The 4,677-nt window shown below is 61.7% G+C and carries 6 protein-coding genes and 1 pseudogene; all 7 read right to left on the bottom strand.

Annotated features, from left to right (window positions below; all coding sequences use genetic code 11):
• Nucleotides 1-483, bottom strand: a pseudogene (locus tag ENZ75_RS21615) (hypothetical protein); the annotation flags it as partial.
• A gap of 71 nt (nucleotides 484-554) precedes the next feature.
• Nucleotides 555-1,427: an undecaprenyl-diphosphate phosphatase gene (locus tag ENZ75_RS21610; RefSeq protein WP_013532086.1), complete on the bottom strand. Its 873-nt coding sequence runs from the start codon at nucleotides 1,425-1,427 to the stop codon at nucleotides 555-557.
• Between the two features lie 189 nt (nucleotides 1,428-1,616).
• The gene (locus ENZ75_RS21605) at nucleotides 1,617-1,814 is read right to left on the bottom strand and encodes a hypothetical protein (protein WP_027162632.1); all 198 of its coding nucleotides are present in this window, start codon (nucleotides 1,812-1,814) and stop codon (nucleotides 1,617-1,619) included.
• 185 nt (nucleotides 1,815-1,999) lie between these two features.
• Nucleotides 2,000-2,398, bottom strand: a complete 399-nt coding sequence (locus ENZ75_RS21600; RefSeq protein ID WP_013532088.1) for a GFA family protein — start codon at nucleotides 2,396-2,398, stop codon at nucleotides 2,000-2,002.
• 187 nt (nucleotides 2,399-2,585) lie between these two features.
• Nucleotides 2,586-3,542, bottom strand: a complete 957-nt coding sequence (locus ENZ75_RS21595; RefSeq protein ID WP_063167839.1) for an alpha/beta hydrolase — start codon at nucleotides 3,540-3,542, stop codon at nucleotides 2,586-2,588.
• A 40-nt stretch (nucleotides 3,543-3,582) separates the two neighbouring features.
• Nucleotides 3,583-4,068 (bottom strand): SRPBCC family protein, encoded by a 486-nt coding sequence (locus tag ENZ75_RS21590; protein ID WP_024504356.1) that lies wholly within the window; start codon nucleotides 4,066-4,068, stop codon nucleotides 3,583-3,585.
• 199 nt (nucleotides 4,069-4,267) lie between these two features.
• Nucleotides 4,268-4,516 carry a ParB N-terminal domain-containing protein gene (locus tag ENZ75_RS21585; protein WP_013532091.1) on the bottom strand — a complete coding sequence of 83 codons (249 nt, stop codon included), beginning with the start codon at nucleotides 4,514-4,516 and terminating at the stop codon, nucleotides 4,268-4,270.
• Nucleotides 4,517-4,677 lie beyond the last annotated feature (161 nt).

Raw genomic sequence — 4,677 nt, 5'->3', positions numbered from 1 at the left:
GTCGACGGTCGGGCGCCTCTTCACGAAGTCCCTGGTGGCGCGGACCGCGGCCCTGCCGTCGCGTATGTAGAAAATGCCGTTTGGCTGCAGGGAAAAGTTGCCGCTTCCCGAACCCGTTTTCACCGACGCCATCTCCTGGCCGCGCTCGACATAGAGACCGACCGGCGCGAGGTTCGGGTGATACATGCCGGCATTGATGCCGAACAGCATCGTGCGCCCGATCGCCTGTTGCGCGGCATGCAGATTGTGCAGCGACTGAAACGGCTTGCCCGCCGCATCCTTCCAGAACAGCTCGAGCTGATATCGTTTCGGATCGACCTCGCAAACGAGATAGCTGGTCGCCTCGAAGGTGAAGTCCCGGCATGGTGGCAGCGAGACAACCCACTGGCCGAACGACGCGCCAAGCGCCGCCACCGACGGCAGCGCCCCCTTGGCCATCGCCAGCAACAGTGGCACCGATTGCAGGAGGGTCAAAAAATCCATGTGCGTACCGGAATCGAAGTTCGAGGTCCGGTACGGATATAGCCCGTTTCAAGCGATACTGTGGAACTGCCTTAGACGAGCCATCCCATGGCGACGCTCGACAACAAGACGATGCCGAGCAGGCCGCGATAGATGACGAACGGCCAAGCCGAGAAACGCTCCAGCACGCGCATCAGCCCCCATATGGCGAAGAAGGCGGAGATCGACGCGACGACCAGCCCGACAGCAAGCACCGACCAGCCATGGGCGTCGAGATGGACCTTGTGCAGTTCCCAGAGTTCCTTGAGGCCGGCGAGCGCGATGGCAGGCAGCCCGAGCAGGAACGAGAAGCGCGCCGCTTCGGCCCGTTTGAAGCCGAGCCCCAGTGCCGCTGTCAGGGTCGAGCCCGAGCGCGAGACGCCGGGGACAAGCGCGCCGATCTGGGCGATACCGACGAGCAGCGCATCGGTCAGCGACGCATCGCCCATGCTGCGCCGGTGACGGGCAAAGATCTCGGCCAGCGCCAGCAGGATCGCCATGGCGATGCAGGCCCAGCCGATCACCGTCAGGCTACGCAGCGGCGAATTGCAGGCGTTGAGCAGGCCCGACAGCGCAACGCCGGCGATGACGATGGGGATCGTCGCCAGCACGATCCAGAGCGCCAGCTTGAAATGCCGGTCGGCGAAATCGCGTCGCGCCAGAGCGTCGAGCGATCCAAACAGGATATCCCTGACGTCGCTCCAGAAATAGCTGACCACCGCGGCAAGGGCCGCAAGCTGCATGGCGGCGGAGAAGGCGGAGCCAGGATCCTGCCAGCCGAGCACGGCCGGCACGATGCGCATATGGGCAGTCGAGGAAATTGGCAGCAGTTCCGTGATGCCTTGCACCACGCCGAGGAACGCCACCTTGGCGAACCCCAGGCCGACGAAGCCCGTGTCGAGGCCTTGGGTGCAGATATCGGCCAAAATCGAATTCCGTGCATGAGAGATCGGAGTTGCGTGGACCGACCATCGGTCAATCCCGGGCAAGCCTTATCGTCATGGGCCGGATAATCAATTTACGGATTTGTAAGCTGGCACGCCGAGGTGCACGCCGTTCGAAAACCGGCCCACCTTGGGGCCGGCTTGAGGCACACAGGGAAAATCGCAAAGCGACTACGGGCAGAGCCAGAGTTTCTGGCATGTCCTGGCGATCACATGCGCCGGCGGCACTTCGGGCTCATCGGTCGAAGGCCGGCGAGCCCGTTCGAGCAGCATGCGCACCTGTTCGGGACGCACACGATCGCGCTCCATCACAAGCAGGACCATCGGATCTCTCAAAAGCTCGTCCAGGGTGCTGATGCTGTCGTTCATCCGTCGTCTCCTCGAATGCCGTACCCGCGACCCTTAAATAGGACGACAAAGATGGCTCGCCAATGACGCTTTGCCGGCTATCTCGTGTCGATTTGGATTAAATTTTGGCCATGCTTGCGCTCTTCCCTTCCCCTGGCGCTGCGCGTCGATCCACCTTCTTCCACAACAAGGGGAGAAGGGAAAAATTAGCCTGGCGGAGGGGCGCCTTCGTATTTCGGCAGGCCGTCATCAAGCACCAGCCAAGGCTGCTTCGAGGCCGTGAAAATATGCATTTGCGGCTTGAAAACCGTGGGATCGTCGAGCGAACCGGTGGTGATGCCGATAATCCCTGCGGAATCACGTCGGGAGAACAGCGTTGTGCCGCAGCTCGGGCAAAAGCCGCGCTTGAGATCCGGTGAAGAGCCTATAGTCGCCAGCGGCCCATCGATCGTCACGTCCTCGATGCGAAACAGCACGCGTGCGTTGAAGGCGGCGCCGATCGCCTTCTGGCAAAGCCGGCAGTGGCAGACGCGTTCGTTGATGGGAGCCGCGTCCGCGCGGTAGCGCACCGCCTTGCACAGGCATCCGCCCTCATATCTTGCCATTGTCTGGATCCACTGGTGGGAGAGAATAGGCGCGCAACGTATCGGCGGGGCCGATTGGGTCAATTGAAAAGCTTTGATGCAATGTCATCGCTTGTGCTGATGCGAGTTGGGATGAAGCCATGACGCCGAAAGCCGTCATGGAGCCACGGAATGCCGGCTGCCCGCCAACAGCCGGCGGTTTTGGCGTTCACTCCATTTCGCCGACGACCTCGTCCCAGGTCTTGACCTTGGTCTGGCCGTTTAGGAACGGCAGCGCGGCGGCCGTCAGCTCCGGGGCGAAGAAGACATCGTAGTGGGTGCGGTTGGGCAGGATCGCCAGGCGGTTCTGCGACAAGTTCTCGCGCATCCAGCCGGCGTCCTTCAGTCCGCCGCCGAGCATCTGATAGAACTTGATCTCGTGTTCGGGCTTATACATATCGCTGTCGCCATAGACCAGCATGACAGGCATCTTCAGCTTGGCGACATCGGCCGAGTAATCGCGGTTCTGACGCATGAAGCCGCCCAGCGCATCGAGGAGCTTCGGGAACTCCTCCGGATGTGGCGCCACCGCGACGTAGGATTTGTACATCGGCGTGTCCTTCATGAACTCAGCCGCGGCTGCGCTCACCTGTGCCTGCTGCGGACGCATCTCGTCATAGAAGCCGTCCGTGGCGTAGCCGGTCGATACCAAGACGAGGCGGCGCACCGCTTCGGGATGCTGGACGGCCATGCGGAAGGCGACGCCGCCGCCTAGCGAATAGCCCATGACATCGACCTGGCTGTAACCGAGCGCCTTGACGATGGCGGCCATGTCGTCGCCCATCGCCTCCACGGTGAATGGTCGGTCACCCAGCGCGGTGCGGCCGTGACCCTGCAGGTCGACGCCGATGACGGTGCGGTTTTCGGCAAGTTTCGGCAGGATCGGCGCGAACATATCCGTGGTGCCAAGACCACCATGCAGCAGAAGCAGCGGCTCGCCCTTGCCATAGATTGCATAGTAGTAGTTCAGGCCGTTGATCGTCAGAAGGCCGGACTTTTCCGGCTTCGGCAGTGCATTCGTTTCAGTCGTCATGGCAGGTTTTGTCTCCTCTGCATTGATGATGCCCGGGCAGGCAAGCAGTGCTGCGGCCGAAGCAAAAATGGCGAAAAACAGGGTTTTGAACATATCGATCTCCTCTCCTGTCGATATCAAGGCGTTATGCGGATCAAAGCGTTTTGGCGAGTTCTTCGAGCTGGTCGGCGCACTGTCCCCAGCCCTCGTGGAACCCCATCTTCTCATGCTGTTCGCGGTCGGCGACGCTCCAGTGCCTGACCCGAGCGATGTAGCGGGTCTTGCCGTTGCCCTCGTCCTCGAAGGTCAGCGCGACGGTCATGAACGGCTTTTCCGAAGGCTGCCAAGCCTCAGTGTAGGCGTCGGTGAGGACGATCTTCCTGCCGGCAACGACTTCGAGGAAGACACCTGGGTTGGGGAACTCGTTGCCGTCCGGGCTGGCCATGACGACAAGGCTCGAGCCACCGGCGCGCACATCCATCTCCGCGCGCGGCGTCGTCCACGGTTTTGGAGAGAACCAGCGCGTGATCAGTTTCGGATCGGTCCAGCAGCGATAGACGTTCTCGCGCGGCGCATCGATGATGCGGGCGAGAACCAGTTCGCGGTCGTTGGTGGGGGCGATGTCGAGCTTGGTGGTCATGATGGCGTCCTGCGTTTGATCTGGCTTCCGTCCCAAGGACGAGCCGATGAACCGCAAGCCGACATCGGCCAGCGAAAATTTTGCGACACCGTTTCGATTGACCCGAGGCGTCACTCACCTTCGTCATCCACGGGCGGAGCACGAACGCAGCTCCGTCGCGGAGACCCGAGGATGACAAAGTGATCGATGGGCCAAAGCCTTAGTGGCGCTTGGCTTGCACCAGATAGGCCTCGATCTCGGTCTCGCCGAGCCACTTTGCCGCTTCCAGCCGGTGCAGGCCTTCGACGAGGATGTGGCGCTTGCCGTCATGGCGGACCTGGATCGGCGTCTTCATGCCGTTTTCCAGAATGTCCTCGGCGAGATGGCGGACGGTCTCGGGATGCAGCGTTTTCTTGCGCGCCGTCGGCACGTAGATCTCGTCGACCTTGACCTTTTGCACTCTGAGCATGCCGACCCCCGTGGCGGAAACGCCGCCACCCCTGAAATAGTCCGTTTGATGGAGGTGGCCAAGGGTGCGGCTAACGAATACGAAGTCCGAAGGCCATTCTCGGTTCGAAGATGCCAGGGACAGCAGATCGTTTGCCTGTCGTCGCGCGTTTCGATATTGCG

This window comes from Mesorhizobium sp. M7A.F.Ca.CA.002.04.1.1, assembly GCF_004022805.1.
Classification (GTDB): Bacteria; Pseudomonadota; Alphaproteobacteria; order Rhizobiales; family Rhizobiaceae; genus Mesorhizobium; species Mesorhizobium ciceri.
The sequence above is the reverse complement of the archived record's forward strand: the minus strand, read 5'-3'. Positions and strand labels throughout refer to the sequence as shown.

Bases quoted from the DNA above. Each gene is read 5' to 3' on its own strand.
- ENZ75_RS21605 (WP_027162632.1), bottom strand. From the start codon at position 1,814: ATGAACGACAGCATCAGCACCCTGGACGAGCTTTTGAGAGATCCGATG.
- ENZ75_RS21585 (WP_013532091.1), bottom strand. From the start codon at position 4,516: ATGCTCAGAGTGCAAAAGGTCAAGGTCGACGAGATCTACGTGCCGACG.
- ENZ75_RS21600 (WP_013532088.1), bottom strand. From the start codon at position 2,398: ATGGCAAGATATGAGGGCGGATGCCTGTGCAAGGCGGTGCGCTACCGC.
- ENZ75_RS21590 (WP_024504356.1), bottom strand. From the start codon at position 4,068: ATGACCACCAAGCTCGACATCGCCCCCACCAACGACCGCGAACTGGTT.
- ENZ75_RS21595 (WP_063167839.1), bottom strand. From the start codon at position 3,542: ATGTTCAAAACCCTGTTTTTCGCCATTTTTGCTTCGGCCGCAGCACTG.